The sequence below is a fragment of the Emcibacter nanhaiensis genome, from assembly GCF_006385175.1.
Classification (GTDB): domain Bacteria; phylum Pseudomonadota; class Alphaproteobacteria; order Sphingomonadales; family Emcibacteraceae; genus Emcibacter; species Emcibacter nanhaiensis.
The window spans coordinates 211,986-235,181 of record NZ_VFIY01000015.1 but is presented as its reverse complement, the minus strand read 5'-3'; the positions used below and the strand labels follow the sequence as shown (position 1 = coordinate 235,181).

Annotated in this window: 23 protein-coding genes; 4 read left to right on the top strand and 19 right to left on the bottom strand. The window is 60.1% G+C overall.

The features are described from left to right. Positions 1-4: 4 nt before the first annotated feature. From FIV46_RS13035 to FIV46_RS13020, 4 genes are all read right to left on the bottom strand, one after another. Positions 5-1,561: a formate dehydrogenase beta subunit gene (locus tag FIV46_RS13035; RefSeq protein WP_139941367.1), complete on the bottom strand. Its 1,557-nt coding sequence runs from the start codon at positions 1,559-1,561 to the stop codon at positions 5-7. Next, positions 1,558-2,025 carry a formate dehydrogenase subunit gamma gene (locus FIV46_RS13030; protein ID WP_139941366.1) on the bottom strand — a complete coding sequence of 156 codons (468 nt, stop codon included), beginning with the start codon at positions 2,023-2,025 and terminating at the stop codon, positions 1,558-1,560. The genes FIV46_RS13035 and FIV46_RS13030 overlap by 4 nt, the downstream gene beginning before the upstream one ends. 229 nt (positions 2,026-2,254) lie before the next feature. Continuing rightward, positions 2,255-3,100, bottom strand: coding sequence for an S-formylglutathione hydrolase (fghA, locus tag FIV46_RS13025; protein WP_139941365.1), 846 nt, complete (start codon positions 3,098-3,100; stop codon positions 2,255-2,257). A 12-nt stretch (positions 3,101-3,112) separates the two neighbouring features. Next, positions 3,113-4,219, bottom strand: coding sequence for an S-(hydroxymethyl)glutathione dehydrogenase/class III alcohol dehydrogenase (locus FIV46_RS13020; protein WP_139941364.1), 1,107 nt, complete (start codon positions 4,217-4,219; stop codon positions 3,113-3,115). A gap of 125 nt (positions 4,220-4,344) precedes the next feature. Here FIV46_RS13020 and FIV46_RS13015 point away from each other — a divergent pair, with 125 nt between their 5' ends. Continuing rightward, positions 4,345-5,232 carry a LysR family transcriptional regulator gene (locus FIV46_RS13015; RefSeq protein ID WP_139941363.1) on the top strand — a complete coding sequence of 296 codons (888 nt, stop codon included), beginning with the start codon at positions 4,345-4,347 and terminating at the stop codon, positions 5,230-5,232. Here the strand turns inward: FIV46_RS13015 and FIV46_RS13010 are convergent. From FIV46_RS13010 to FIV46_RS12995, 4 genes are all read right to left on the bottom strand, one after another. Beyond that, complete coding sequence (locus tag FIV46_RS13010; protein WP_139941362.1) at positions 5,229-6,746, bottom strand: AMP-binding protein; 1,518 nt, start codon at positions 6,744-6,746, stop codon at positions 5,229-5,231. The two genes, FIV46_RS13015 and FIV46_RS13010, sit on opposite strands and share 4 nt — an antisense overlap. 77 nt (positions 6,747-6,823) lie before the next feature. Then, the gene (locus tag FIV46_RS13005; protein ID WP_139941361.1) at positions 6,824-7,381 is read right to left on the bottom strand and encodes a YceI family protein; all 558 of its coding nucleotides are present in this window, start codon (positions 7,379-7,381) and stop codon (positions 6,824-6,826) included. Next, positions 7,378-7,962 carry a cytochrome b gene (locus tag FIV46_RS13000; RefSeq protein ID WP_139941360.1) on the bottom strand — a complete coding sequence of 195 codons (585 nt, stop codon included), beginning with the start codon at positions 7,960-7,962 and terminating at the stop codon, positions 7,378-7,380. The genes FIV46_RS13005 and FIV46_RS13000 overlap by 4 nt, the downstream gene beginning before the upstream one ends. A 5-nt stretch (positions 7,963-7,967) precedes the next feature. Beyond that, positions 7,968-8,561, bottom strand: coding sequence for a YceI family protein (locus FIV46_RS12995; protein ID WP_139941359.1), 594 nt, complete (start codon positions 8,559-8,561; stop codon positions 7,968-7,970). Positions 8,562-8,736: 175 nt separating this feature from the next. Here FIV46_RS12995 and FIV46_RS12990 point away from each other — a divergent pair, with 175 nt between their 5' ends. Beyond that, the gene (locus tag FIV46_RS12990) at positions 8,737-10,179 is read left to right on the top strand and encodes a cobyric acid synthase (protein ID WP_139941471.1); all 1,443 of its coding nucleotides are present in this window, start codon (positions 8,737-8,739) and stop codon (positions 10,177-10,179) included. Here the strand turns inward: FIV46_RS12990 and hutG are convergent. The 5 genes from hutG to FIV46_RS12965 all read right to left on the bottom strand — a co-directional run bounded on the left by hutG (position 10,159) and on the right by FIV46_RS12965 (position 16,325). Beyond that, on the bottom strand, positions 10,159-10,959 hold the full coding sequence (gene hutG / locus FIV46_RS12985) for an N-formylglutamate deformylase (RefSeq protein ID WP_139941472.1): 801 nt from the start codon (positions 10,957-10,959) through the stop codon (positions 10,159-10,161). The genes FIV46_RS12990 and hutG overlap by 21 nt on opposite strands. Positions 10,960-10,961: 2 nt before the next feature. Then, the gene (gene hutH / locus FIV46_RS12980) at positions 10,962-12,497 is read right to left on the bottom strand and encodes a histidine ammonia-lyase (RefSeq protein ID WP_139941358.1); all 1,536 of its coding nucleotides are present in this window, start codon (positions 12,495-12,497) and stop codon (positions 10,962-10,964) included. 4 nt (positions 12,498-12,501) lie between these two features. Beyond that, complete coding sequence (gene hutU / locus FIV46_RS12975; protein ID WP_139941357.1) at positions 12,502-14,169, bottom strand: urocanate hydratase; 1,668 nt, start codon at positions 14,167-14,169, stop codon at positions 12,502-12,504. A 61-nt stretch (positions 14,170-14,230) separates the two neighbouring features. Continuing rightward, the gene (gene hutC, locus FIV46_RS12970) at positions 14,231-14,950 is read right to left on the bottom strand and encodes a histidine utilization transcriptional repressor HutC (protein ID WP_139941356.1); all 720 of its coding nucleotides are present in this window, start codon (positions 14,948-14,950) and stop codon (positions 14,231-14,233) included. Then, positions 14,943-16,325: a formimidoylglutamate deiminase gene (locus tag FIV46_RS12965; RefSeq protein ID WP_139941355.1), complete on the bottom strand. Its 1,383-nt coding sequence runs from the start codon at positions 16,323-16,325 to the stop codon at positions 14,943-14,945. Before FIV46_RS12965 ends, hutC begins: the two co-directional genes overlap by 8 nt. Positions 16,326-16,402: 77 nt before the next feature. Here FIV46_RS12965 and hutI point away from each other — a divergent pair, with 77 nt between their 5' ends. Beyond that, positions 16,403-17,626, top strand: a complete 1,224-nt coding sequence (gene hutI / locus FIV46_RS12960) for an imidazolonepropionase (RefSeq protein WP_139941354.1) — start codon at positions 16,403-16,405, stop codon at positions 17,624-17,626. 15 nt (positions 17,627-17,641) lie between these two features. On the opposite strand, the gene FIV46_RS12955 is transcribed toward hutI, so the two are convergent. From FIV46_RS12955 to FIV46_RS12945, 3 genes are read right to left on the bottom strand one after another with little or no spacing between them, the layout of a single operon-like run. Further along, entirely contained in the window at positions 17,642-17,848 is a 207-nt protein-coding gene (locus FIV46_RS12955) for a DUF2783 domain-containing protein (RefSeq protein WP_139941353.1), read from the bottom strand. A 4-nt stretch (positions 17,849-17,852) separates the two neighbouring features. Beyond that, positions 17,853-19,508: an FAD-dependent oxidoreductase gene (locus FIV46_RS12950; RefSeq protein WP_139941352.1), complete on the bottom strand. Its 1,656-nt coding sequence runs from the start codon at positions 19,506-19,508 to the stop codon at positions 17,853-17,855. Positions 19,509-19,551: 43 nt separating this feature from the next. Then, positions 19,552-20,511 carry an MBL fold metallo-hydrolase gene (locus FIV46_RS12945; RefSeq protein ID WP_139941351.1) on the bottom strand — a complete coding sequence of 320 codons (960 nt, stop codon included), beginning with the start codon at positions 20,509-20,511 and terminating at the stop codon, positions 19,552-19,554. 182 nt (positions 20,512-20,693) lie between these two features. Here FIV46_RS12945 and FIV46_RS12940 point away from each other — a divergent pair, with 182 nt between their 5' ends. After that, positions 20,694-21,119, top strand: a complete 426-nt coding sequence (locus FIV46_RS12940; RefSeq protein ID WP_139941350.1) for an Lrp/AsnC family transcriptional regulator — start codon at positions 20,694-20,696, stop codon at positions 21,117-21,119. A 1-nt stretch (position 21,120) separates the two neighbouring features. Here the strand turns inward: FIV46_RS12940 and FIV46_RS12935 are convergent, their stop codons facing one another. The 3 genes from FIV46_RS12935 to FIV46_RS12925 are packed head-to-tail and all read right to left on the bottom strand — an operon-like array spanning position 21,121 to position 23,193. Continuing rightward, positions 21,121-21,561 carry an NUDIX domain-containing protein gene (locus tag FIV46_RS12935; RefSeq protein WP_139941349.1) on the bottom strand — a complete coding sequence of 147 codons (441 nt, stop codon included), beginning with the start codon at positions 21,559-21,561 and terminating at the stop codon, positions 21,121-21,123. A gap of 9 nt (positions 21,562-21,570) precedes the next feature. Beyond that, positions 21,571-22,317 (bottom strand): proteasome-type protease, encoded by a 747-nt coding sequence (locus FIV46_RS12930; RefSeq protein WP_139941348.1) that lies wholly within the window; start codon positions 22,315-22,317, stop codon positions 21,571-21,573. Between the two features lie 48 nt (positions 22,318-22,365). Continuing rightward, positions 22,366-23,193 (bottom strand): transglutaminase family protein, encoded by an 828-nt coding sequence (locus FIV46_RS12925; protein WP_139941347.1) that lies wholly within the window; start codon positions 23,191-23,193, stop codon positions 22,366-22,368. Positions 23,194-23,196 lie beyond the last annotated feature (3 nt).

Here is a 23,196-nt window from a genome sequence, read left to right as displayed (position 1 = left end):
TAATCTATTGGGCTTGTGTCTTGGGTGACCGGAAGTCATCCGGGAAATATTTTATTGCTGATTTCACCGGATAGGGCGTCATACCGCCCATCGCGCACAGCGACCCGTCTTCCATCACTTCACATAAATCTTCAATCAGCTGCAGGTTCTGTTCCGCATGCTCACCGCGGATGACCTTGTCCATGGTTTCCATGCCGCGGACCGAGCCGATCCGGCAGGGGGTGCATTTGCCGCAGGATTCCGCCACGCAGAATTCAAAGGCAAAGCGCGCCTGTTGCGCCATATCCACTGTGTCGTCAAACACCACAATGCCGCCGTGGCCGACCATGGCGCCTTCGGCACTGAAGGATTCATAATCCATCGGCAGATCGAACTGATGTTCCGGCAGATAGGCGCCGAGCGGTCCGCCCACCTGAACGGCGCGGGCGGGCCTGCCGCTGATGGTGCCGCCGCCGAACTCTTCCATCAGGTCCCGCAGCGTCACGCCAAAGGCCTTTTCCACCAGGCCGCCCTGGCGGATATTCCCCGCCAGCTGGAATGTCATTGTACCACGGGAACGCCCCATTCCAAAATCCGCATAGGCCTTGCCGCCGTTGGCCAGGATCCACGGCACGGAGGCCAGGGTGATCACATTGTTGACCACAGTCGGTTTACCGAACAGTCCTTCCAGCGCCGGCAGCGGCGGCTTGGCCCGGACCATGCCCTTTTTGCCCTCAAGGCTTTCCAGCATGCTGGTTTCCTCGCCGCAGATATAGGCGCCGGCGCCCTTGCGCACTTCCACGTCAAAGGCCTTGCCGGATCCGTTAATATTATCGCCCAGATAGCCGGCGTCGCGCATCACCTGGAGGGCCTCGTTGAGGATTTCGTGGCACAGGGGATATTCGCTGCGCAGGTAGATGTAACCTTTGGTCGCGCCAACGGCGAGCCCGGCGATGGCCATACCTTCCAGCAGGCAGAAGGGGTCGCCTTCCATCAGCAGGCGGTCGGCAAAGGTGCCGCTGTCGCCTTCATCGGCGTTACAGGTGATATATTTCTGGTCCGCTTCCGCGCCCAGCACCGTGTTCCATTTAATCCCCGCCGGGAAGGCCGCGCCGCCACGGCCGCGCAGGCCGGAGTCGGTCACTTCCCTGACGATATCCGCGGGTGCCATGGCAAGCGCCTTTTCCAGACCGGCGAGGCCGCCGTTGGCCCGGTAATCCTCCAGATTGAGGGGATCGATCAGTCCCACCCGGGCGAAGGTCAGCCGCTCCTGCTTCTTGAGATAGGGGATTTCCTCGGTCAAGCCCAGGCGCAGGGCGTGATCGCCACCGTCGAGGAAGCCGGCCTCGAACAGGCCTTTGACCTGTTCCGGCGTCACCGGCCCATAGGCCACGCGCCCCTTGTCGGTTTCCACTTCGATCAGCGGCTCGAGCCAGCTCAGGCCCCGGCTGCCGTTACGAATCATTTCAAGTTCGATGTCCCGGTCGGTGGATTCATCAAAGACGGCCTTGGCCACCTCGTCGGCGCCGAGGGACAGGGCGGTTGTTTCGAGGGGGATATAAATCTTTGTCACGTCACTCACAGCTGAGTCTCCTTCAGCAGTGTTTTCAGACGTTCGCTTGTCACCCGCCCGTAAACCCGGTTATCCAGCATGGCATTGGGGCTGACCGCACAATTACCAAGGCAATAGACCGGTTCCAGGGTCACTTCGCCGTCCCTGGTGGTTTCTCCGAAATCAATCCCGAGCAGCTCGCGGATTTCCTTGGTGAGCTGGCGGGAGCCTCTGGCCTGGCAGGCTTCCGCCTGGCAGATTTTCAGGACCCGCTTGCCGGTCGGATGGTTATGGAAGTCATGGTAAAAGCTGACGACTCCGTAAACCTCGGCGCGGGAAATGTTGAATCCCCTGGCCAGAGACGCGTAAACAGCTTCGTCGATATAGCCGAACTCAGCCTGGAGTGCATGCAATGCCTCAATCAGGCCGCCTTTCACCTCGGCATAGTCTTCAATAATTTGGCCCGCTCTCTGCGGATCCCATATTTTTTGCATTACCCATCCACTCCCGTAATTGCATGCAATATGGTATAAACGCTATTTATAATTGATATAAATTATGTCTATAATACCGTAACTTGGCGCAGTTTTTAAGACCTGAACGCCCAATAATTGCATGCAACATAGCACAAAATATCATTATGAAAATGGTTTTAAGCGCCAAATCTGCAATAAAAACAAAATGCCCCGCTCAGAAGACCCGGGGCATTTTTCATTTACATGGTTACCCGAGCAATGCTGCATGATGCGCCAGATGATCATCCATAAAGGTCTGGATAAAGAAATATCCATGATCATACCCCTCATGACGACGCAAGGTCAACTTCTGCCCCACCTTTGCACAAGCCTTCTCAAACAATTCCGGCTTCAATTGCTCCTCCAGGAACGCATCCGCCAACCCCTGATCTACTAGAATTTTAGATCGATGTAAACCCTCTCCAAGCGCCTGTATGAGTTCACAGGAATCATATTGTCGCCAGCCTTCCCGATCTTCGCCGATATAACCGCCGAGCGCCTTGTGTCCCCACGGGCAATTCATGGGGGACACGATCGGCGCAAAGGCAGAGACGGATTTATAAATGTCCTGATTTTTCAGGTAGATGGTCAGCGCCCCGTGACCGCCCATACTGTGGCCAAAAATTCCCAATTTATGGGAATCAACCGGAAATTCCTGCAACACCAGTTCACGGAGTTCCCGGGTGATATAGCTGTACATCTGGAAATGGGGCTTCCAGGGCGCCTCGGTGCTGTCCACATAGAAGCCGGCCCCCTGGCCCATGTCATAGCCTTCATCATCGGCCACGCCCTCGCCGCGCGGCGAGGTGTCGGGGGCCAGGATGGCCAGCCCAAGTTCCGACGCCTTCTTATAGGCGCCGGCCTTGGCGGTGAAATTCTCCTCGGTGCAGGTCAGGCCGCTGAGCCAGGTGACCAGCGGCACCGGCCCCTGTGCCGCTGCCGGCGGCAGGTACAGGGAAAAGCGCATGCGGCAATTGGTGACGGCCGATTGGTGCTCGCAGTACAGCAAACGGCCGTCGAAACAGCGATGTTCTCCGACAATCAGATCAGACATAGTGCGTCCCCTTTAGTAGAGCACGACGCTACGGATGCTTTCACCGTGATGCATCAGGTCAAAGGCCTTGTTGATATCTTCCAGCGGCATGGTGTGGGTGATCAGGTCGTCGATGTTGATCTTGCCGTTCATATACCAGTCGACAATCTTCGGCACGTCGGTGCGGCCGCGGGCGCCGCCAAAGGCAGAGCCGCGCCACACGCGCCCGGTGACCAGCTGGAACGGACGGGTGGAAATTTCCTGGCCGGCGCCGGCGACACCGATGATGACGCTTTCCCCCCAGCCCTTGTGGCAGCATTCCAGCGCCTGGCGCATGGTGTTGACATTGCCGATACATTCAAAGCTGTAATCGGCGCCGCCATTGGTGAGATCAAGGATGGCCTCGATCACATTGTCGCATTTGCTCGGGTTGATGAAGTCGGTCATGCCGAATTTCTTCGCCATTTCCACCTTGCCTTCGTTGAGGTCGATGCCGACGATCTTGTTGGCGCCGACCATGCGCGCGCCCTGAATCACATTGAGGCCGATGCCGCCGAGGCCGAACACCACCACATTGGAGCCCGGCTCCACCTTGGCGTCATAGACCACGGCGCCAACGCCGGTGGTCACACCGCAACCGATGTAGCAGACCTTGTCAAATGGCGCATCCTTGCGGATTTTCGCCAGGGCAATTTCCGGCAGTACCGTATAGTTGGAGAAAGTGGAACAGCCCATGTAGTGCAGGATCGGCTCGCCATTGAGGGAGAAACGGCTGGTGCCGTCCGGCATCACGCCCTTGCCCTGGGTCTCGCGGATTGACTGACAGAGGTTGGTTTTGGGATGCAGGCAATAGTCACACTCGCGGCATTCCGGGGTGTAGAGCGGAATCACATGATCGCCCACTTCCAGGGAGGTCACGCCCTCGCCCACTTCAACCACCACGCCGGCCCCTTCATGGCCCAGGATCGCCGGGAAGGCGCCTTCCGGATCATCCCCGGACAGGGTAAAGGCATCGGTATGACAGATACCGGTCGCCTTCAGTTCCACCAGCACTTCGCCCTTGCGCGGGCCATCCAGCTGAACAGTTTCGATTGACAGGGGTTCACCGGCCTTGAAGGCCACGGCAGCACGGGTTTCCATGACATCAGTCTCCTAGAAATGAATTACGTTTATTGCTATCGCCGACAAATTACATTGATTTCATAGGGCTCACAATTTATTTATAAATCAACAAAGTGTTTCTATTCAGAAACAATTGGAAAATCATGGACTATCGCTGGACCGGCATTATCGAGTTTGTCAATGTGGTGGAGAAGGGCTCCTTTTCCGCCGCCGCCAAAGCGCTTGATGTGTCCAAATCCCATGTGTCCAAGCAGGTCAGGGCACTGGAAAAAAGTCTTGGGGTGCAACTCCTGCACCGCACCACCCGCAAGCAAACCCTGACCAACCAGGGCGTGGATTTCTTCATGCGCTGCCAGAAAATCCTGCAAAATCTGGAGGAAGCCCGCAATGTCCTGGGCGAGGAACTGACCACCCCGCGCGGTCAGATCCGGCTCACCGCCGCCGGCGCCTTCGGCGAGGAGTTCCTGGCCCCGGTGCTGGCCGACTTCCTGACCCTCTATCCGGAAGTCACCATGGAAGTGAGCTTCACCAACCGGCTGGTGGACATCCAGGAAGAACATTTTGATCTGGCCATTCGCACCGGTCTGCCGGACCGCGAGCATTTTTCCGCCGACAAGCTTTACAGCTATCGCCTGGTGACCGCCGCAAGCCGCTCCTATCTGGACCGGCACGGTGTACCGCAATTGCCGGACGAACTGGAGAATCACAACTGCCTGGTCGGCACCCTGCCTTACTGGCGGTTCCGCTCCGGCGAGGACATCCGCGAAGTGGTGGTGCGCGGTAACTGGAAATCAAATAACGGCCGGGCCCTGATCAAGGCCGCCGAAGCCGGCCTCGGTATTTTGCAGGTCCCGGAATTTTACCTGGATTATGCCACCACGGATACTCTGGTGCCGTTGCTCGAGGATTATTCCCTGGACAATGTCACCATGTGGGCCATGTATCCGTCCCAGCAATATGTGCCGCGCCGGGTCTCCCTGCTGATGGAATTCCTCAAGCAGTCACTCAGGGACAGCCCCAAAACTGCCTAGGCCTGGTCATCCGGGGCATAAAACTGCCTGAGCAGGTTTTTCTGCACCTTGCCCATGGTGTTGCGCGGCAGTTCGTCGACGAAGTGATAAATCTTCGGATGCTTGAACCGGGCCAGCTTCTCCCCGACCACCGCGCGCAGTTTTTCCTCATTGATACTGCCCTGGCGTTCCGGCACCACCACGGCCGCCACCGCCTCGCCGAAATCCGCATCGGGAATGGCAATCACCGCTGTTTCCTTCACCCCGTCAATGGCATCGAGACAGGCCTCGATCTCCTTCGGATAAATATTGAGGCCGCCGGAAATGATCAGGTCCTTGGCCCGGCCTTCCAGGGTCAGACGCCCTTCTTCATCCAGGCTGCCCACATCGCCGGTGATGAAGAAGCCGTCGTCGCGGAATTCCTCAGCGGTTTTTTCCGGCATCTGCCAGTAGCCTTCAAAAATATTCGGGCCCCGGGCTTCGACAACACCGGTCTCCCCGGCCGCCAGGATGTTCCCGTCGGGATCGGCGATCCGCACCTCGACCCCGGGCAGGGCAAAGCCGACAGTGCCCGCAATGCGCTCGCCGTGATAGGGGTTGGAGGTAATCATGCCGGCTTCGGTCATGCCGTAGCGTTCCAGAATCCTCATGCCGGTGCGGGCCTCGAACTCCCGGTGCACTTGGGCGGTCATCGGCGCCGAGCCGGAAATGAACAAGCGCATGTTGACGCAGTCCTCCTTGCCGAAATCTTCCTGTGCCAGCAGCCGGGTATAGAAGGTAGGCACTCCCATCATCACTGTGCTGTCCGGCAGATATTTACGGATCAGCGCGACGTCGTATTTTTCCAAAAAGATTACTTTTGAGGCATTGAGAAAGGCGGTGTTCAGCGCAACGAACAGGCCATGCACATGGAACACCGGCAGGGCGTGCAGCAACACATCGCCATCTTCGAACGCCCAATACTTCAAAAGAGTAAGGGCATTGCTGGACAGATTGCCATGGCTCAGCATGGCGCCCTTGGGCTTGCCGGTGGTACCTGAGGTATAGAGGATCGCCGCCAGGTCATCCGCTTCATAATCCTCAACCTCCGGATCGGGGTCACTCTCCAGCGCCTCAGCCCAGAAACACTCATCCGGCGAGGTATCCATCAGTTTCAGGAACGGCACCCCGGCCCCGGCGGCCAAACGTTCACCCTGTTCTTCCCCTTCCGGACGGCAGACAAAGATCTGCGGTCGGGCGTCACGTAAAAAATAATCCACTTCGTCTTCAGTATAGGCGGTGTTGAGCGGGATAAAGATCGCCCCGGCCCGGAGCGCGCCCAGGTAAAGCGCCACCGCCCCCACCGACTTATCCACCTGCACCACCACGCGGGCCCCGGGGGTGACGCCATAGCGGCGCAGCAATCCGGCAAAGCGCGCACTCAGGTTATCCAGGTCGCCATAGGTCCAGAGCCCGCCCTCCGGCGTCACGATGGCCGGACGATCCAGCTTGTCCCGAAAATGATCTTGCATGATGTCATAAAGATTGGCGGACATGTGGCTGGGACCTCCTGAAATTCGCAGTCTGGCCAGAGACTAGCCCCTGAGCCCGCCTCAGGACAAGGTCAAAATCATTATTCTCCGGTGCTTGCCCGGATTTCAAAGGTGACCTTGACCTCCAGCCCGATCCACTGGCCGCTGGCCCACATGTTCTGGCCGACGCCAAAGTCGGTGCGCACCAGGGTAAGGCCACCGGCAGCCTGTGCCACAGCGCCGTCAATCTCCAGGGTAAAGGGCAGAAGGACCTTCTTGCCGATGCCGCGGATGGTCAGGGTGCCCTCGGCCTCATACTTGTTCCCTTCGATGAGCCTCACATTTTTTGATTCAAATACCGCTTTTGGAAAGTGGGCCACATCAAACCATTCGACCTCTGGCAGGACACTGTCGCGCTGCATGTCGGAAGTATCCACCGAGGCCATGTCAATCTCCACCCGGATCGACGCCGCGGACAGATCGTCAGGGTCGAGAGATATTTTCGCAGACCAGTTTTTGAAAACCCCCTCGAACGGCTGGCCGGTCTGAATGCTGGAAAAACCAAGCCGGCTTTTTGCCGGATCCACCGCCCAGTCTGCAGACAGGCCTGCCTGGGGGAACAGCAGCAAAAGACCAAGTAAAGCAAAAATCCGTGTCATTCTTTTTCCCTTTTTCCGATCAGCGGCAGCATACGGGCGAGCACATCATCGCCCTCTATGAAATGATGTTTCAGTGCCGCCGCCACATGCAACAGCAGCAACGCCACGGTGCCGAACGCCAGCGCTTCATGCAGGTCCTTGAGCATCCCTTCCGTCGCCGGCTTGTCGGCTACCGTGGAAAAATACGGCAGGTGCGGCCAGTCAATGGTGCCGAACAACACCGTCGGCAGGTTCCAGGGCGAGGCCGAGACCATGGCCCAGCCGCTCAAGGGAATACCGATCATCAGCAGGTAGAACGCCACATGGGTCAGGCGGGCGGCCCATTGCTCCCATCCGGGCATCTCCGCCGGCAGGGGCGGCGCCCTGTGGGTGAGGCGCCAGCCAAGCCGGATCAGGGACAGCAGCAGCACCGTAATGCCGAAGGATTTGTGCAGCTGGTAGAGTTCGAACTTCTCGCTCATCCGCGCATCCGGCAGGCCGGTCATATAGATCCCCATAACGACCATGCCGATGATCATCACGGCAATCAGCCAGTGCAGCAGAATGGCGACGGTGCTGTAGCGCTCCCTCATTTTAGGCATTACCCTCAGGCTGACGGCATGAATTCCACTTCAATGGTCACGGTAAGCTCGTCACTAACCATCGGCACCGCATAGCCGATGCCGAAATCGGACCTTTTAAAAGTACCGGTAGCGGAAAAGCCCAGCTGGGCCTGACCGGACATGGGATGGGTGCCGGACTTGTTCAGGGTGACATCCAGGGTTACCGGCTTGGTCACGCCCTTAATGGTCAGGTCGCCGGTCATCCTGCCTTTGCCGTCGCCGGTCTGCTCCAGATTGGTGGCGACAAAAGTAATCTCCGGGTAATTGCCGGCATCCAGGAAATCAGGCTTTTCAGCCAGTTCCTTGTCAAACATGTCCATGCCGGTATCAATGCTGTTCGGATCGATGGTCACCTTGACTTTACTTTTTTCAGGATCATCGGCTTTATAGTGCAGGGTCGCATCAAACTTGCGGAACAGGACAATCGGATGGGACGCCCCCATATGATTATAGGAGAACTGCAGATAGGCGTGCTTCTTTTCCAGGATATAGGTGCCGGACGGGGCGCCGTCAGCCAGAGCGGCAGCCGGAAAAGTGACGAAAAATACCCCGATCAGGGACAGTAGTAATTTTCTCATGTGCAGATCTCCTGTATTCAGTCTCTTCGCGAACGGTTACAAAGACGATATTTATAGTTAATGACACCAGTATGTATGCTTGTTCTAAAATAATAAAGCTTCTTAGAAGCAAGATTATAACAATTGACCGGATTTACCATTGAAATCGAGGAATAACGCTGTTTCCAAATCATTGATGCTGCAGGGCACCGGCTCGGATGTCGGCAAATCCCTGCTGGTCGCCGGCCTGTGCCGCCTGTTCAGCAACCGGGGGCTCATGGTCCGCCCGTTCAAACCGCAGAACATGTCCAATAATGCGGCGGTAACAAAAGACGGCGGTGAAATCGGCCGGGCCCAGTGGCTGCAGGCCCGGGCTGCCCGAGTGGAGCCGACGGTGCATATGAACCCGGTGCTGCTCAAACCACAAAGCGACATCGGCGCCCAGATCGTGGTGCAGGGCAGGGTATATGGCACCGCCGGGGCAACGGATTACCAGACCCTGAAACGGGACCTGCTGGCGGCGGTGATGGACAGCTATCGGCACCTGCAGGCAGAGTGTGACCTGGTGCTGGTCGAAGGAGCCGGCAGTCCCGCCGAAGTCAACCTGCGGGCGGGCGATATCGCCAATATGGGCTTCGCCCGGGAAGCGAACTGCCCGGTGATCCTGATCGGCGACATTGACCGCGGCGGCGTTATCGCCAGCCTGGTCGGCACCTCTGAACTCTTGGAGCCGGAGGACCGGGAACTGGTCTCCGGTTTCCTGATCAACAAATTCCGCGGCGATCTCAGCCTGTTTGACGACGGCTACCGGATCATCGAGGAACGCACCGGCTGGCGCGGCTTCGGCACCCTGCCCTTCTGGCTCGATGCGGCAAAGCTTCCGGCCGAGGACGCGGTCGTGCTGGAACAACAAACAGGCCGGAACCGGAAACAGATTCATATCGCGGTGCCGATGCTGAGCCGGATTTCCAATTTTGACGACTTTGATCCCCTGAAGGCGGAAGTTGATGTCCTGCTGGAGTTTATTCCGCCAGGCCGCCCCCTGCCGCGCACCACCGACGTCATCATCCTGCCCGGAACCAAATCCACCATCGCCGATCTGGAATTCCTGCGCAGCCAGGGCTGGGACCGGGATATCGAGGTACATCTGCGCCACGGCGGCCGAGTACTCGGCATCTGCGGCGGCTATCAGATGCTGGGGCAGGAACTGTCAGACCCCGATGGGATCGAAGGCCAGGCCCCTACCGCCCGTGGTCTTGGCTTACTTGATATTGAGACGATCTTTACAACTGACAAACGCCTGGTGGAGGTCACCGGGACACATCTTCCGACAGGTAAACCAGTGCATGGCTATGAAATGCATATGGGCCGGACCGGCGGTCCCGATTGCGATCGTCCGCTGCTTGACCTGGGAAGCCACCGGGACGGGGCCTGCTCGGAGGACGGCTTGGCAGAAGGCTGCTACCTGCACGGCCTGTTTGCCGATGACGCCTTCCGCACCGCCTGGCTCCGGCAACTGCAGCCGGAACGGGCTGCAGGGACAAACTATCAGGGCCAGGTCGATCGCCTGCTTGACGGCCTTGCCGAACATATGCAGAAACATCTCGATATCGAGGGCTTACTGGCGACGGCCCGCTGACGCCATAAACTGTTGCATCATGTTTCTCAGCACCGGCCGCAGGATTTCGGCTTTTGCCTCGTCAAACGCATAGGGCGGGTCTTCCTCCATGTAAGTGGTCTGGGAAATTTCCATCTGTACCGCCTGGATGTTGTGCGCCGGCTCACCATAGTGGCGGGTGATATAACCGCCCTTGAAGCGGCCGTTCAGCACGGTCGAATAGCTGCTCGCCTGCCCCACGGCGAGGATGGCTTCCGCCGTCCCGGCGGCACAGGCCGAGCCCCCGCCGGTGCCGATATTGAGGTCCGGCAGTTGCCCGGCGAAAAAGCGCGGCACCACACTCCTGATCGAATGGGCATCCCACAACAGGGCATAGCCATAGTCGCCCCTGATCCTGTCCAGTTCCTGGCGCAGACGATCATGATAGGGCCGCCAGTAGAGGCCGATCCTCCTTGCCGCCTCGGCCGGGTCCACCCCCTGGCCGCTGGTATAAAGCGGTTTATGGTCGAAGCTGCTGCCGGGGCAAACTTCCGTCTCACTCTGGCCCGGATAGAGCGCCGCCCCTTCCGCATCCCGGTTCAGGTCCACCACATAGCGGCTGTAGCGGGCCCGGATCACCGGCAGGTCCATGTCGCCGAGGAAGTCATAGAGCCGGTCCACATGCCAGTCCGTGTCCGGCACGGCGCGCGCGTCATCAGTCATGCTGTCGGCAATTGCCGGCGGGATTTCGGTGCCCACATGGGGCATGCTGACCAGCAACGGCGCGGACCCCGGAGTGAAATGATAGAAGGCTTCGTCCATCATCACTCCTCCGCCCCGGGCAACAGTCGTTCGGCCACCGCAGCAAAGTCGCCGGCCAGCACCATGGCGGTGATTTTTTCCAGGTCCGGGGCGAAATTACGGTCGCGGTCATAAAAATCCACTTCCCTGCGGATCCGGTCGTGATAGACCTGCAGCGCCGGCGAGGTCCTGAGCGGGGCGTGGAAATCTATCCCCTGGGCTGCCGCCAAAAGCTCGATCCCCACCACCGTGGCCGCGTTGCGGGCCATCTCGCCGGTGCGCCGGGCACCGTAAGTGGCCATGCTGACATGGTCTTCCTGGTTGGCGGAAGTGGGCAGGCTGTCGACGCTGGAGGGATGAGCCATGGTTTTGTTTTCCGAGACCAGCGCCGCCGCCGTCACCTGGGCGATCATGAAGCCGGAATTAAGGCCGCTGTCATGAACCAGGAAGGCCGGCAGGCCGCTCATATAGGGATCGATCAGGATCGCGAGCCTGCGTTCCGACAGGGCGGCGATTTCCGAGACCGCCATGGCCAGCATGTCGGCGGCAAAGGCCACCGGTTCGGCATGGAAGTTGCCGCCGGAAATCACATCGCCTTCACAGGAAAAGATCAGCGGGTTGTCGGTCACTGCATCGGCTTCCCGGATCAATGTTTCCCCGGCCTGGCGCATCAGGTCGAGGCAGGCGCCCATCACCTGCGGCTGGCAGCGCAGGCTGTAGGGATCCTGCACCTTGGAGCATTTTTCATGGGAGGCGAGAATGCCGCTGTCTTCCAGCAGCGCCGGATAAAGCGGCGCCACATCGCGCTGGCCCGGCTGGCGCCGGATCCGGTGAATGCGGTCGTCAAACGGGGCGATGCTGCCCTTGAGCGCATCCAGTGACATGGCCCCCGCCACCACCGCCGCGCCGAACACTTTTTCAATGTCAAACAGCGCCCGCAGCGCCAGCGCCGTCGACACCTGGGTGCCGTTGAGAATGGCAAGTCCTTCCTTGGCCTTGAGCCGCAACGGCTTGAGCCCCGCCTTGTCCAGCGCCACCGGGGCCGGAAGTTTTTCACCGTCAAAACGGATGAAGCCTTCGCCCATCAGCGCCCCGGCGAAATGGGCCAGCGGCGCCAGATCGCCCGACGCCCCGACCGAGCCTTTTTCCGGGATCGAGGCCAGCAGCCCGGCGTTATGGAAATCGATCAGATGCTGCACCAGCTCCGGCCGCACCCCGGAATAACCCTGGGACAGGCTGGAGATTTTCAGCACCGTGATCAGGCGCACCACTTCGTCCGGCAGGTCGTCGCCGACCCCGCAGCTGTGGGACAGGACCAGATTCCTTTGCAGGTCATCGAGCTGGCTTGGCGGGATGCTGGTATTGGCCAGCAGGCCGAAGCCGGTGTTGATGCCGTAAGCGGTATCCTGCTCCTCGACGATCCGCTCCACGGTGGCGCGGGACCGTTCGATATTTTTCCAGGCGCTGTCGGCCAGCTCGATCGGGCAGAAACCGGCGGCCACCCGGCGAAGATCGGCAAAGGTCAGGTTGCCGGGATGAAGCACAAATTTTGACGTCATGGTCTCAGGCTCCCAACCCGGTGATCATCGGCAGCTTCAACCCTTTCTCTTTGGCGCAGCCGATGGCGATCTCATACCCCGCGTCGGCATGACGCATAACGCCGCTGGCCGGATCGTTCCACAGCACCTGGCCGACTTTTTCCGCCGCCTGGTCGGTGCCGTCACACAGCACCACCACGCCGGCGTGCTGGGAAAAGCCCATGCCAACCCCGCCGCCGTGATGCAGGCTGACCCAGGTTGCGCCGCTGGCGGTATTGAGCAGCGCATTAAGCAGCGGCCAGTCGGACACCGCGTCGGAGCCGTCCTTCATGGCTTCGGTTTCCCGGTTGGGGCTCGCCACCGAACCACTATCCAGATGGTCGCGGCCGATCACCACCGGGGCGGACAATTCGCCGTTTTTGACCATTTCATTGAAGGCGAGTCCGAGCCGGTGCCGCTCGCCAAGCCCGACCCAGCAGATCCGCGCCGGCAGGCCCTGGAACTTGATCCGCTCCCGGGCCATGTCGAGCCAGTTGTGGAGCTGCGGATTGTCCGGGATCAGCTCCTTGACCTTCTGGTCGGTCTTGTAGATATCCTCCGGATCGCCGCTCAGCGCCGCCCAGCGGAACGGGCCGATGCCTTTGCAGAACAGCGGCCGCACATAAGCCGGAACAAAGCCCGGAAAGGCGAAGGCATTTTCCACCCCTTCATCGAGCGCCATCTGCCGGATGTTATTGCCATAGTCAAAGGTGGGGATGCCCATCTCGTGATAGGCCAGCATAGCCTGCACATGAATGGCCATGGACTTGCGGGCCTCGCGCGCGGTGGTTTTGGGATCGCTCAGGCGCATCCGCTCCCACTGCTCCACGGTCCAGCCCAGCGGCAAATAGCCGTTGACCGGGTCATGGGCCGAGGTCTGGTCGGTCACCGCATCGGGCTTTATACCCCTTTTCACCATCTCCGGGATAATCTCCGCCGCATTGCCCAGCAGGCCAACGGACAGGGCGCGGCCCTCGGCACAGGCGCGGGTGATTTTCTCCATCGCCTCGTCGAGACTTTCAGCGCGCTCATCCAGGTAACCGGTGCGCAGACGGAAATCTATGCGGTCCGACTGGCATTCGATGGCCAGCATGCTGGCCCCGGCCATAGTCGCCGCCAGCGGCTGGGCCCCGCCCATGCCGCCGAGACCGGCGGTCAGGATCCATTTGCCGGCGAGGTCGCCACCATAGGACTGGCGACCCATTTCGGCGAAGGTCTCATAGGTACCCTGGACGATGCCCTGGCTGCCGATATAGATCCAGCTGCCGGCAGTCATCTGGCCGTACATCATCAGGCCCTTTTTATCCAGTTCGTTGAAATGATCCCAGGTCGCCCAGTGCGGCACCAGGTTTGAGTTGGCGATCAACACCCGCGGCGCCCCTTCGTGGGTGCGAAAGATACCAACCGGTTTGCCCGACTGCACCAGCAGGGTTTCATCCGCCTCCAGCGACTTGAGGCTCTCGACAATGCCGTCAAAACAGTCCCAGTTGCGGGCCGCCTTGCCGATGCCGCCGTAGACCACCAGTTCCTCCGGATGCTCGGCCACTTCCGGGTCCAGGTTGTTCATCAGCATCCTGAGCGGTGCTTCCGTGGCCCAGCTTTTGGCGTTCAATGTGGTGCCCGTCGGGGCCTTGACTGTGCGTGCATTTTTCATTTTCTATACCTGTCTATGCAAGTTGGTTTGTTATATATCCCCAGGGATCTTGCAGACCAATTTAAGGCCTGAATTTCCCCGACAGTTCGTATCGCGAGCCCGGATGCCAGAGCCGGGCAATGGTAACCACCCGGTCGCCTGACCAGGTGCGGCGCTCGACCAGAAGACAGGGCTCATTCTCGTCCATGTCCAGGTGCTGGCGCGTCGCCCCGTCCGGCATCACCGCCTTGACCACATGTTCCGCCTTGAGGAGCGGCGCCATGGACATGAGATATTCATAGGGCGTGGTGCGGCTGAAATCCTGGGCCATATAGCCCGGCGCCACCTCCGGATTAACGAAGCGGTCCTCGAGCTGGATCGGCCGACCCTGTTCGAAATGGACGATTCGCGAGTGAAACACCGACTCCCCCTTGTTGATTTCCATCCAGCTCGCGGTTTCCGCCCCGGCGCGTACCTCCTCGAGGATCAGCACCTTCGCACTGTAGTCATGGCCGCGGCCGTGGATTTCATCGGCAATATTATGGATTTCCAGCGGGTGGCTGTGCGCCTTGACCTCGGCGACAAAGGTGCCCACGCCGGCAACCCGCATCAGCACCCCCTCATCGGTCAGCTCCCTAAGCGCCCGGTTGGTGGTCATACGCGAGACTTTGAACAGCTTGACCAGCTCATTTTCCGACGGCACCCGGCTGCCCGCCGGCCAGTCGCCGTCGGCGATCCGCTGCAGAATATGGTCCTTTATTTTCTGATACAGAGGTCCCACGTTGTCCACCATCTTATGCATGATTATTCCCGTTTGCCAAAAGGCCTTCCATCACCTGGCGGAAGCCCGTGTTGATCTCTTCTTCTTTCGCGTGCCGTCCCTCCCTCAGCACCCACCGGCCGCCGACCATCATCCGGTCAATTGTCGCCTCATTGCCGTTGAAAATATAACCGTCCAGGATCTGTTCGTCCGGCAGGCAGACGAGACCGATGCTGTCCTGCTTCAGGACCACCAGGTCGGCCCGATACCCAGGTGCAAGACGCCCGGTTTTAAAGCCGCTGGCCGGGGCGCCGCCGTCGAGACACTCGTCATAGAGCCGGGTACCGCAATGAGGCTGGCGGTCCGAAGCCGTCACCGCCCGCCTGCCGGTATCGAGCCTGCGGCCATATTCCAGCCAGCGCAATTCTTCGCGCACCTCGCGGCAGACATGGCTGTCCGAACCGACGGCAATCCGCCCCCCGGCGGCAAGGAAATCTTCCAGCGGAAACAGCCCGTCGCCCAGGTTGGCCTCGGTGGTCGGGCATAGTCCGGCCACCGCCCCGCTGGCCGCCAACATCCCGATCTCCCTCTCATCCAGATGGGTAGCATGGACCAGGCACCATTTGTCGTCGACCGTCACATGGTCCATCAGGTAGGCCACCGGCCGCTGTCCGGAATGGGCCAGGCAGTCCGCCACCTCCGCCGGCTGCTCGGCGATATGGATATGGCGGGGGGCATTGGGGGCAAAATCATCAAACTCCCGGATCACCTCCACCGGCACGGCACGCAGGCTGTGGAACGCCAACCCCAGGGTCATGTCCGGCCCACATTCCTTTTCCAGGGTTTGCCACAGCTCGCGGTAGCTTTCCGGACTATGGCCGAAGCGCGACTGGCTGCCGCTGAGCGCCCGCCGGTCAAACCCGCCGGTCATATAGAGCACCGGCAGATGACAGAGGGCAATGCCCACATCCCGCGCCGCGCGAATGATGGCCAGCGACATTTCCGCCGATTCGCCGTAGGAATGGCCGTCCGGATGATGGTGCAGGTAGTGGAATTCGCAAACCACGCCGTAACCGCCCTGCAGCAGTTCCAGGTAGAGCCGGCGGGCAATGTGATAGAGGCCCTCTGCGGTAATATGGGCGGCACAACGATACATGACGTCGCGCCAGGTCCAGAAACTGTCCTCCCGGCCCGAGCCATATTCCGCCCGGCCAGCCATGGCGCGCTGGAAGGCATGGGAATGAACATTGACCAGAGACGGCAGCGCATAGCCGTCGATAATTTCCGCCCCCGCTGCGTCGCCCTGCTCCTCAAGGCGCAGAATCAGGCCGGCCGGATCCACTTCCATCAGCAGGTTCTCCTGCCAACGGCCTTCCACATAGGCCTTTTCAATCAGATACCTGGACGATTTATTCATTTATCATTACCTGTATAGACAAGTTAAGTCTATGTGTTATAATGTAAAAGTCAACAGCAAACCATTGGATCTGAGAAATGTGGGACGAAATCTGGGAAAATTGCACCCTGGTCACCCTGGACCCTATGCAGCCGACTCCCTATGGCCTGATCGCTGACGGCGCCATTGCCGTGCGCGACGGTAAAATCGCCTGGATCGGCCGCCGCTCGGATCTGGAAAATCCCGAGGGTGCCCCCTGCCGGGACGGCGAGGGCCTGTACCTGACCCCCGGCTTTATCGACTGTCACACCCACCTGGTTTATGGCGGCGACCGCATTGATGAATTCGAAAAACGTCAGCAGGGCATCTCCTACACGGAAATCGCCCACGCCGGCGGCGGCATCCTGTCCACCGTACGCGCCACCCGCGAGGCGACGGAACAGCAGCTGTTCGAGCAGGCAGTAAAACGACTCGACCGCCTCGTGCGCGGCGGGGTCACCACCCTGGAAATCAAGTCCGGTTACGGCCTGGATGTGGAAAATGAGCTGAAGACGCTGCGGGTGATCCGGGAGCTGGACAGGAAATTCCCCCAGGATATCCGGGCCACCTTCCTTGGCGCCCATGCCCTGCCGCCGGAATTTGCCGACGACCGCCAAGGTTATGTGGACCTGATCTGCACCGACATGCTGCCGCGCATTGCCCGGGAGAATCTGGCCGATGCGGTCGATGGCTTCTGCGAAATCATCGGCTTCAGCGCCCGGGAAATGGAACAGATTTTCGACGCCGCCAAAAACTTCGGTTTTGAGCTGAAACTGCATGCCGAACAACTGTCCGATTGTCACGGCACCGCGCTGGCGGCCCGCTACAAGGCGCTGTCGGCGGATCATCTGGAATATGTCACAGAAGAGGCGGTGAAAGCCATGGCGGCCAGCGACATGACCGCCGTGCTGTTGCCCGGTGCCTTTTATTTCCTGCGCGAGGAAAAGAAACCGCCGGTCCATCTGTTCCATAAATATAACGTGCCGATCGCCATCGCCACCGACCATAACCCCGGCACATCGCCAGCCCTGTCACTGCCGCTGATGATGAATATGGCGGCGATCCTGTTCGACCTGACGCCGGAAGACTGTCTCAAGGGGGTGACCGTCAATGCAGCGGCGGCGCTGGGCCTTAAGGATCGCGGCACGCTGTCTGTCGGAGCAAAGGCGGATTTCGCCCTGTGGGAAATTGATCACCCGGCGGCCTTCGCCTGCGAATTCGGCATGCTGCAATGCCGCCGGATGGTCAAGGACGGGCGGGAAGTCCCCGTCCACTGGAACTGAAATTAAAGAGCTTGATTACAGACCGGCCGGTGCTTCCATGGTTTTGGCCAGCTCAAGCGCCTGGGCCAGGGTCTCCTTGTCGCCGACCTGGTTGGCGAGCACGATGATCAGCCGGGCGTTGAGCGCCTGGCTTTCCTCGTCGCTGAGACCTTCATGGGCCTGGATCAGGGCCTGGTAAAAGGCATCGGGATCTTTGATATTGGCGTCCATGTTCAGGGGCATGAGATTACTCCTCGCCTGTGGCCCGCGCGAGGGCCGCTTGAATTTTTTCCGGATCGGCCTGCTTCCAGCGCCCGGCCACATACTGGTCGGGCCGGATCAGGTATAAGGTGCCTATCGCGGCGTCATAGCGCTCCCGCACCAGCCCGGTATCGTCCACCAGATCGACACCGGGCGCGCCGTCGGGGCCAACCACCAGGGTCCTGACCGGCAGCGAGGCGCGCACCACGTCGCTGCAACCGTCGTCGCCGGCGAAATAAAGACCGAGGAATTCATTGCCGAGCTGGATCTGCAGCCAGTCTTTGCCGTGATTGACCGGCGCGTCCAGCACCGGCGAGCCGGGGGCGATGCCGCCGGCCCACAGGTCTTCATCCTTGGTATTGAGCGGGCTGTCCGGGAAACTGACCGGAACCGACAGGCGGCCGGAGTTGACCAGCGGCCGGGCAAAATCGAATTTTTCCGCCAGGCTCAGCACCGCGTTGCGGAAATATTTGCTGACCGCCGACTTGGGGGTGATGAAGTCGGTAGACCGGGTGGAATTGAGGATATTCTCGTCGGCGGTGATGGTCTGCTCATAGTTATAGCTTTCCAGCAGGCAGGCCGGGGCCTTGCCCTTCAGCACCATGTCCAGTTTCCAGACCAGGTTGTTGACATCGGCCACGCCGCTGTTGGCGCCGCGGGCGCCGAACGGGGAGACCAGATGGGCCGCGTCACCGGCAAAGATCACCCGGCCGTGCAGGAACCGCGCCATTCGCCGGCACTGGAAGGTATAAATGCTGCGCCATTCCCACTCGAACTCCACATCATCGCCGAGCATGCCGTGGATGAAGGGCTTGACGTTTTCTTCCTTGATGGCCTCGGCTTTGTCCACATCCCAGCCGACCTGGAAATCGAGCCGCCAGACATCGTCCGGCTGCTTGTGCAGCAGCGCGCTCTGCCCTTTGAAGGCGGGCTCGAACCAGAACCAGCGTTCAGACGGCCGTTCCATGGGGAATTTGATATCGGCGATCAGGAAGTTGTCCTCGAACACCCGGCCTTCAAAATCGAGGCCCAGCATGGTGCGGATCGGTGACTTGTTGCCGTCACAGGCGATCAGGTATTTGCACTCGACCTCGTAATTGCCGTCCGGGGTTTCCACCTGGGCGGTAACTTTTTCGTCATCCTGCTCGAGCGAGACCAGCTTGTTCTTCCAGCGGATTTCCACATTGTCGAGGCTTTCCAGCTCGTCAATCAGGAACTCCTCCAGGTAATATTGCTGCAGGTTGACGAAACCGGGGTTTTTCTGGTTTTTCACCGGCAGCATGTCGAATTCATAGATCGGGTCAGGCCGGTCGCCCCAGAACACCTTGCCCACATTCCAGACCACGCTCTTGTCCATGACCCGCTGGTTGATGCCGAGCCGGTCATAAACATCCAGCACCTGCTTGGCGAAGCAGATGGCCTTGGAGCCATCCGCCAGAATGTCCATCTGGTTGAGGATGACAACCTTGTAACCCTTGCGGGCCAGATCCAGCCCGGCGGTCAGGCCGATCGGCCCGCCGCCCACCACCAGCACCTCCAGCTCTTCCCGGCCGCCCTGATCGAGGACGGCGGGACGCCGGTAGCCGTAGTGTTTGCGAACCGGCACGCCGGACTTTGATACAGGCTGAATCTGTTCACTCATCATTGTCTCCCTCAATGCGGATTTGGCTCAATGTAGATGATTATTAATCCTGCAGCTGGTCCCAGACCTCCCGGTCGCGTTCGGCGGTCCAGATCCGCGGCCAGTCAATGCCGTCGAACTCGTCCCACAGACGCTGCACGTCAAACGGCAGGCAGTGTTCGAAAATGGGCCAATGGCCGAATTTGGGCGCCAGCGCCTCGTGGGTGGCAAGGAAGGCTTCCTTCAGGGTACCGCCGCGCTTGTGCACTTCACCAACCTTATCGATCATGGTGTTGAGGAACTCGCGGGTCTGTTCCACCGCCGCATCACAGGCTTCACGGCCTCTCGGGATGGTGCCGCGGCCGCCGATGATGGCTTCGGCGCCGAAGGACTTGATCTTGTCCAGGGTGCCGCTGGCCCAGTCCATGTGGAAAGCGTCGCCGGTGTAGAGCGCGGCTTCGGCCTCAATCAGGTCGCCGGCAAACAGGATCTTGTGTTTCGGCAGCCAGGCGACGATGTCGCCGGCGGTATGGCCGCGGCCGCAATATTCCAGCACCAGCTGGCCGCGGTCGCCGCCGAGGTCAATTTCCAGGCGGTCGTTGAAGGTAATGTCGGGATGAGTCAGGCCGGGAATGGTGTCCGGCTCCTTGAACAGGCGCGGCATACGGCCATACTCGCTGTCCCAGTCCTGCTTGCCGCGCTCCTCGACCAGGAATTTGGTTTTTTCGTGGGCGATGATGCTTTCCGCCTCGAAAGCGGCGGCACCGAGCACGCGCACGGCGTGATAATGGGACAGCACCAGATATTTGATCGGCTTGTCGGTATGCTGGCGCAGCTGGTCGAGCCAGCCCTGGGCCGCCACCGGGGTCGCCCGGGCTTCAAAGGCGACGATGAAGTCTTCGCCTTCGATGGCGCCCACATTGGGATCGCCTTCGGCGGTCAGCGCATAAACGCCGTCGGCGAGGATTTCCAGTTTCTCTACTTTTTCGCCGAGATCGGCGGAGGATGCAAAAGCTTTTGCCATGAGTAATCTTCCCTGATTTGTGCATAATTTGTTCCAGTATGGGGAAGTTATACTATAGCACAGCCGCCCCTGTCTGTCCCCATACGGGGGGACAGTTACACCATAGATGCCCGCGGGGCAAAAACATACGATTTGCACATTATTTCTATACAAATTGCCGGCAGCCCCGTTAATATGACGCAATGGACAAGACGGATGAAAAACTGCTGGAACTGCTGCGCCTGGACAGCCGGGAACCGACCGCCTCGCTGGCGCGCAAACTCGGCCTGTCCCGCTCGACGGTGCAGGACCGCATCAACCGGCTGGTGGAAAAGAAAATCATTTCCGGCTTCACCATCCGCTACCATGATGAATACCGCCAGCAGCAGATTACCGCCCATGTGATGGTCTGCATCAACCAGCGCCATGCCACAGGCGCCATCGCGCAGATGAAAAAAATGGCCCGGATCCGGGCCCTGTACGTGGTCAGCGGCTCCTATGACATGATCGCCGTGATCAAGGCGCCGACCATGGCCGAGATCGACGAAACCCTCGACGACATCAACGCCATCGACGGAGTGGAAAAAACCACCACCTCGCTGGTGCTGAGCACCAAGATAGATAGGTAAATTACAAACTGGCCTGCAGTCGCTGCCGGGCCAGGCCCAGAATAGCCCTATGATCAAAGGCCAGGTCCGGCAGGGCCGTGAGCGGGAACCAGGCCGCCGCCGCGGCATCTGACCCGGCCCTGGGCTGGGGAGCATTTTCCGGCAGCCGCGCCAGATAGGCGACGGAGATCACCCGCTCCCGGGGATCACGCTCGACGGCGCCGAAGGCATGCAGCTGCTCAAGCGGAATATCCCTGAGGCCGGTTTCTTCCTCGAGCTCGCGCCGGGCCGCCTGCTCAAGATCCTCGTCAATATCGACAAAGCCGCCCGGCAGGGCCCATGTGTCCTTGAAAGGCTCCTGCGCCCGGCGAACCAGCAGCACCTGCAGCTCACCGTCACAATCTCGGAGCACGACAATATCCACCGTCACCGCCGGATGGGGATAATCATAGGTGTAAGGCAAAGCGTCCTCTTACGCCCAGTCCGGCGCCGGGAAAGCCTGGTAGGCGGCGCGCAGGGCTTCCGACCAGCGGGCGGACAGGTCCTTGATATAGGGGTCATCCTCATTAAGGCGCACCTTCACGGCCACTTTCAGGGCATCCTTGCGGTAAATCACCAGGTCAAGCGGGAAGCCGACCGACAGGTTGGAGCGCAGGGTGCTGTCCATGGACAGCAGCGCCAGCTTGGCGCCCTCGGTCACCGAGGTATCCTTGTAGTCGAGCGCCCGGTCGAGGATGGGCTTGCCGTATTTATGCTCGCCGATCTGCAGGAACGGCGTATCTTCGCTGGCATTGATGAAATTGCCGGCAGCATAGATCTGGAACAGGCGCATGGTGCGGCCCTTGATCTGGCCGCCGAGCAGGAAAGACACGGAGAAGGGCGTGTCCTGGGCCTTCATGGCCTCGGCGTCCTCCACATAGACCTGGCGGACCGCATGACCGATCAGCCGCGCCGCCTGAAACAGGCTCGGCACCGTATACATGGTGTGGGGAGCGCCGTGCGGATCGTCTTCCAGCTCAATGCCTTCCTCGATCAGGTTGATCACCGCCTGGGTCACCGCCAGGTTGCCGGCGGCCATGGCGATGATCGCCCGCTCACCCGGTTTTTCCCAGACGAATGTTTTGGAATAAGTGGAAATATGGTCAACCCCGGCGTTGGTCCGGGTATCGGCCAGCATCACAAGACCTTCTTCCAGAAAAAGTCCCACGCAATATGTCATCTCGGTCTTCTCACCCTGTCCGGCGCCCTCATGGATCGGCCGGTAATATTACTGTTGAGCCGCGCCGCCACTTTGGGCCACCCTGACGGAAACCGCCAACTCCTCTTCTCCGCCGCCGCGGCGCATGCCGCGCACCGGAGAGGCCTCCCAATAGTCCAGCCCGACGCCGACTCGCACGTAATTATCGTGGGCGCAGACCCGGTTTGCAACGTCAAATCCGACCCAGCCGAGATCGGGGACCAGCGCTTCGGCCCAGGCGTGGGCCGCTTCGCTTTCCTCGCCGGTATCGGTATGCAGCAGGTAGCCCGAGACATAACGGGCGGGAATGCCGATGGAGCGCGCCCCGGCAATGAAGACATGGGCATGGTCCTGGCACACCCCGGCGCCGTTGGCCAGCGCCTCCACCGCCGTGGTATGGACATGGGTTTCCCCGGTCTGGTACTCGATGGCGTCGCGAATGGAATTCATCAGAATATGCAGACCCTTGAGGTGATCGCCTTCCGCCGCCGTGCGGGCCGCCCCGGCCAGGGCCCGGATGGCGCCGTCCGGCTTCGACTGGGCCGTCTCGCGCAGGTAAAACAGCGGTGGAAAGGGTTCCAGCGCCCCGGCCACCAGCCCGTTGGTATCAATGGTATCCACCTTGCCCCTGACCCGGATCACCACTTCTTCATGGGGCCGGTCGATCACCAGCGTGTGGGTCAGGTTGCCGAAGCTGTCGGTAAAGGCATGCAGGAAGCCCGCGCCCGGCGCCTCGATTTCCCAGGAACGCACCACCTGGCCGTCAAATGGCTGCGGGGTCAGGCGCAGGCTCTGGATGGTATAGCTGACCGGCGTTTCATAGGTGTATCTGGTTTCATGTTCGACATTGATCCGCATGAC